The organism is Celeribacter baekdonensis (assembly GCF_900102315.1).
In the GTDB taxonomy this organism is placed as follows: domain Bacteria; phylum Pseudomonadota; class Alphaproteobacteria; order Rhodobacterales; family Rhodobacteraceae; genus Celeribacter; species Celeribacter baekdonensis.
In genome coordinates this window covers 1-4,918 of the sequence record NZ_FNBL01000030.1, presented here as the reverse complement: position 1 = coordinate 4,918, position 4,918 = coordinate 1, and the positions used below count along the sequence as shown (strand labels likewise).

The following is a 4,918-nucleotide window of genomic DNA, read 5'->3' as shown; positions in this document are numbered from 1 at the left end:
CCAAGAGCGGCATCACAGTAAAGCCAGATAGGTTATCTGCATACTTCCCACTGGAAAGGTTTTCAAACGTTTGAGAGACGACCACCCGGCCTTTGGATATCCACAAAACGATCGGGGCTATTGGCATTCCGTCGCGAATCTGAGAGATGGCATCTGCCAACATCAGCGTCTTCCCGCTACCTGTGATGGAGACAAGTGTTTGTAAAAACGGGACATTTGTCGTGCGACTGACCAACAACGGATCGCTTGAATAGGTGGCGAATCTATCGGCAATCTGGCTAGCTGCTCTCTCCTGAAAACCAAGCAGCTCCATTAAACAATCTCATCTTCGTTGTTAAATTCGTCGTGTTCAGTCAAGCCAAGGTCGGCAAGGATTTTGTCGGGTATCTTCCAGAAGCGAACATTGGGTGACTGAAATAGCTCGTAGCGTGCGTAAACATGAAAAGGAGGCTCAATACTGGCCTTCTTTGCCTCTTGCGCAACGCGCTTGTATGTGTCGAGGCTAAGTGATCCGACGGGGCCACCGTTGTCCCAAATAAGGAAATAACCCTCCATATTCTCATCCTGCCCTATCAAATACTGGTAGGAATCGTCCTCAATGCGTCTCAAGCTAGGAGCCGAGCGTCTGTGTGTCTCCCAGTGCGAGGTGAGCACGACATCTATCAACTCGTCTCTTTGCATAGATAAGACCGCCCGGGCGTCGATCGCTTTGGTCAGGAGGCGATATTCGAAACCGCCGCCCAAAGGCTCTGCTTTTTCACCATCGGGCCGATCACCTGTAATCGCGTTATGCAGGCGCTGCCAGGTCAAGGTGCGGGCATACTTGTCACCATTCTCTGGTGCACCTTGCTCCATAAGGATGAACCGTCGATTGCTGCCTTCCTCCTGGTTTAGCCACAGGACTGCGTGACCAGTCGTTCCCGAGCCCGCGAAGGGATCAAGGACCAAGCCGTTGGGAGGGCACCAGATTTGAATGATTTTAGAGACGAGCTTGAGCGGCTTTACCGTAACGAATCCATGGCCTTCGCCCACCAAAGCAGAAAGCTCTGAAACCCCGTCACTGGATCGACCAGATTCGCTGTAGTCCCAGGATGCCGCATCGAGCCTGACGTCAGGTGTGAAAAGCTCGTCGGCCCAATATGAGACTGGTACTTTACCTTTTTTGATCTGGTTCAGATATGTCTTTGTTCTTGGGCGACCTTTTCCATCTCGGCCGAACCAGATGAAAGGCCAGTTATCTTGCTCAAGGCGTTTGAAAGCGGACTTTCGAGCAGCCGCTGGAATAGCGTTGGCTTTCCCGCCCTTTACGAGAAGGGCCTTGCCTTTGCCGTCGCCAATGTCCTTCTCGATAACATCACAGCCCCACTGCCCGATCCATGATTTGATGTTTCGCTTTGGATGGCGCCATGCGCCTTCTCCTGCGGGGTAGTGCAACTCTCCGGTGAACGGCGATTGAATGGCGTAGTCGTCCTTTGCGCTGTAGCTTCGTGCTGTAAGGTTTCCTTCTCGCCAGAGGTCGTTAGGATCATTGTCCGGGTTTCCATAGCGAGTATTGTCTGACGCTGTCCTGGCCAAAGAACGACTTTCTGCTAGAGCAGCGTCTTTCGCATAGACAAGAACATACTCAGTCGAAGTTGAAACGTGATTGTTATCCGGCCGCGGAGCCGCTGACTTTTGCCAGTTGATTATCGCGAGACGATTCTTCTCTCCGAAGATTTCGTCCAAAGCCTGACCAAGGCGAAACAATTCACGATGGTCGATGCAGATCGCTAAAACACCTGTCGCTTTCAACATGGCCTTCATTATCTGAAGGCGTGGCCACATGAACTTCATCCATTTAGTTTTCTTGGAACCGTCTTCATCTGGAACCAGAAGACCCAGATCTGGATCGTTTGGATCGTCGTCCCAACGGTCGTTGTATCTGAAGTATTGACCCGTATTGTAGGGGGGATCTGTTACAATGAGATCGACCTGACCTTTGAACTTGTAAAGCGTCACCATCGCTTGAAGATTTTCACCTTCGATCAGCATATTTTTCGATTGGTCTTCTGCTGTCCCGATATGAAGCCGGGGCTCGCGACGCGTTTGGCGAGCTTTAACCCGCTTGGCAATTTGCATTGCCGTTCGTTTTCCGTGAAAACTTAGGGCAATACCCGTTGTCGACATGCTCCTAAGCAGTCGCTCCAACTCTTCGCGAGACAGTTTCGAAAGCTCTGCGTCGAAGTCAAATTCCATTGTTGCTTCCAATTCTGCGGTCGGCGCGATATTTTATTATGTTGCGTTGATGTAGGTAACACACAGAAACCAAACACAAAAGATAGCGAAATCAGCGGCATAGGCTGACCCGGTAACTGACTGTGGGTGGTGTCCTTCGGCCCCCGTTTCGGGCAGAACACTATTGTTTTGTTTGCCTTTTCACAAGATTTCCTGAACGCGCCTTAGCCTCCCCCCTGCCCGCCCCTCTTTACAGATGCTCCGGCTGCTGTCTCGTCCCGATCCATTGGGCCGTGATGCGCATGGTCTGGTCAGGACATCAGTCTCGGTCAATCCGGGTAGCCCTCCAACTTGCCAACGAGCTGGCGCCTTGATCCCTTTTTTCTCCCAAGCCTTGCAAAACGATCGTCATCCGCTCGGCCGGGAAAGCCCGGATCAGTGTGGCCGCTTGATCCGGATCGCCCGTCAACCAGGTGTCATAGTCTGCCGGTTCGAGGATGACCGGCATTCGCCCCTTCGCATGGATAGGCCGGATCAGCTCGTTCGCCTCGGTCGTGACCACGGTATGCCGAAGCTCCGTTTCTTCATCTTCGATCAGCTCCGGGTTTTCCGCGCGCCAAAGGCCTGCGAAGGCGAAGGGCGGCCGTCCATCGGGATCTTCACCCGTGAGCGCAAACCAGTAATCGGTGGCCGGCTGCCTGCCCTTGGTCTCATTGAAGCTCGTGACCGGGACCAGGCAACGCCGATCCTCAAAGCTGCCGCGCCAGAGACCGCTTTTTCGCAGTTTGTCGTCGCGCGCATTGTTCCAGGCGGCGGGCTTGATCGGCTTGCCGGTTTTCTTCGACACCTGAGGCGTGAGAAAACCCCATCGCATTTCGATCAGCTCGCGGTTTCCTTCAGCATCGAGGCGCACCACCGGCGCCAGCCCCTTCGGGAATATCGCCGGCCTCGGTTCGGCGTTGCCGAGCCGATCGAGGTCGGCCGAGACCTGAAACAGCCGGCGCATGGCCTCTGCCGTGGCGATGTTCGCATAGAGATTGCACATTCCGCTCCCCTACAGTCCGGCCCATCCCCGGATCATCATTGCCACGCGCAGGGCCTCCGCCCGGCGCAGGCTTTGATTTTCGATCCGTAGCGCCTTGAAGAAGGCACCCGTCAGCATCGGCCCTTTCTCGATGTTTTTCCGAACATAGAGCATGGCTGCGAGAAATTCTTCTGTCTCCACATCGCGATCCGCGCAGTCGGCCGCGGCCGCCTCAACAAGGGCAAGCACCTGGCGCAGCTCCTCCACGATCAGAATTTCTTCTGACCAGTTGCCGCCGAAGGCCACGTTCCGAAGCTGATCCTTGCGTTCCACCATGAGAACAAAATAAGAACAAATGGCATTTCTCGACAAGCAGGATCGTGACGCATGACCCCGATGCGGTCTTTATACATTGATATGAACAGCTTCTTTGCCAGCGTGGAGCAGCAGGCCGATCCTTCGCTGCGCGGAAAGCCTGTCGGCATAACCGCTATCAGCGTCGAATCGGGGGCCTGTGTCGCAGCGTCCTATGAAGCCAAGGCCTTCGGCGTCAAAACCGGAACGCGCGTCTGTGACGCGCGTCGGCTCTGCCCAGGCATCATTTTCCGCCCGAGCCGCCACCGCCTCTACGTTCGCGTGAACCAGAAGATCGCCGGCGTCATCGACCAGATCGCAGAGCTTCAGGCCGTCCGCTCCGTCGATGAATTTCAGGTCGCCCTCGGCGGCCAGACAGCGGAGCTGCCAGCCGCGCTCGATCTCGGCCGCCGCCTGAAGGCCGCGATCCGCGAACAGGTCGGATCGGAACTGCGCTGTTCCGTGGGCATCGGGCCGAACCACCTGCTTGCGAAGATCGCCGGCAAGCTCGAAAAACCGGACGGCCTGCAATGGCTTGCCCCGGAAAACATGCCCGACCGTATCGCGCACCTGGCGCTGGACGATCTGCCGGGGATTTCCCACGGCATCAAAGCCCGGTTGCAGCGTGCAGCCGTTTGGGGCGTCGCGGAACTCTATGCGCTCGATCCTCGCCACGCCCGGCAGATTTGGCGTTCCGTCGAAGGTGAGCGGTTCGTTCGAGCCTTGCAGGGCATGGATATTCCGCTCTTGCCGACGCAGCGAAACGGCTACGGCAACTCGAAGGTTCTCGCGCCGCAGTATCGTCGGCCCGATGCCGCGCGCCTGGTTGGCCGATGGCTGACTGAAAAAGCGGTCGAGCGGATGCGCCGTGACGGGTTTTGCGCCCGGCGGTTTTCCCTCATGATCCGCCTTCCTGAAGGCCGCGGCTGGACCCGCGCGAAAACCCTGACGCCGAGTCAGGATTCCGCGATTTTCCTGAAGCTGTTCGAAGCCGAATGGGCGCAATTCCACCACGAGCGTCACGGCTATGTGCTGTCGATCGGCGTTCACCTGGGCGAAGTCATCCCGCTTTCCGAACGGCCGGGCGAGCTGTTTCTGCCGCTGGCGCCGGGTGAGGCGAACAAGCGGGAAAAACTGGCGGCAACCATTGACCGGATCAATCGCAGGTTTGGGCAGAGGGTCGTCAGCTATGGTGTGCATCAAGATCATCCGGGGTTCTTCGAGAAAGGGTAGTTTCGTGGCGAATCCCGGTCGTTCGTGACCTCGTGCGGTTGCTCGAGGACACGCCCGCCCAGGACCGCGCCCTAGGCTCCGGCCGGCAAGCGG

The 4,918-nt window shown here is 56.6% G+C and carries 5 protein-coding genes; 1 reads left to right on the top strand and 4 read right to left on the bottom strand.

Annotation, left to right across the window (positions count from 1 at the left end; translation table 11 throughout):
• The 4 genes from BLT54_RS21810 to BLT54_RS21795 form a co-directional block, all read right to left on the bottom strand.
• Positions 1-313 (bottom strand): hypothetical protein (locus BLT54_RS21810; RefSeq protein WP_218129419.1); only part of this gene is annotated, 313 nt, incomplete at its 3' end.
• The gene (locus BLT54_RS21805; protein ID WP_074647529.1) at positions 313-2,235 is read right to left on the bottom strand and encodes a site-specific DNA-methyltransferase; all 1,923 of its coding nucleotides are present in this window, start codon (positions 2,233-2,235) and stop codon (positions 313-315) included. The genes BLT54_RS21810 and BLT54_RS21805, both read right to left, overlap by 1 nt.
• Positions 2,236-2,533: 298 nt before the next feature.
• Positions 2,534-3,259 carry an SOS response-associated peptidase gene (locus tag BLT54_RS21800; protein WP_074647528.1) on the bottom strand — a complete coding sequence of 242 codons (726 nt, stop codon included), beginning with the start codon at positions 3,257-3,259 and terminating at the stop codon, positions 2,534-2,536.
• 9 nt (positions 3,260-3,268) lie between these two features.
• Positions 3,269-3,574, bottom strand: coding sequence for a hypothetical protein (locus BLT54_RS21795; protein ID WP_083351950.1), 306 nt, complete (start codon positions 3,572-3,574; stop codon positions 3,269-3,271).
• Positions 3,575-3,625: 51 nt separating this feature from the next.
• Here BLT54_RS21795 and BLT54_RS21790 point away from each other — a divergent pair, with 51 nt between their 5' ends.
• Positions 3,626-4,825 carry a DNA polymerase Y family protein gene (locus BLT54_RS21790; protein ID WP_074647527.1) on the top strand — a complete coding sequence of 400 codons (1,200 nt, stop codon included), beginning with the start codon at positions 3,626-3,628 and terminating at the stop codon, positions 4,823-4,825.
• Positions 4,826-4,918 lie beyond the last annotated feature (93 nt).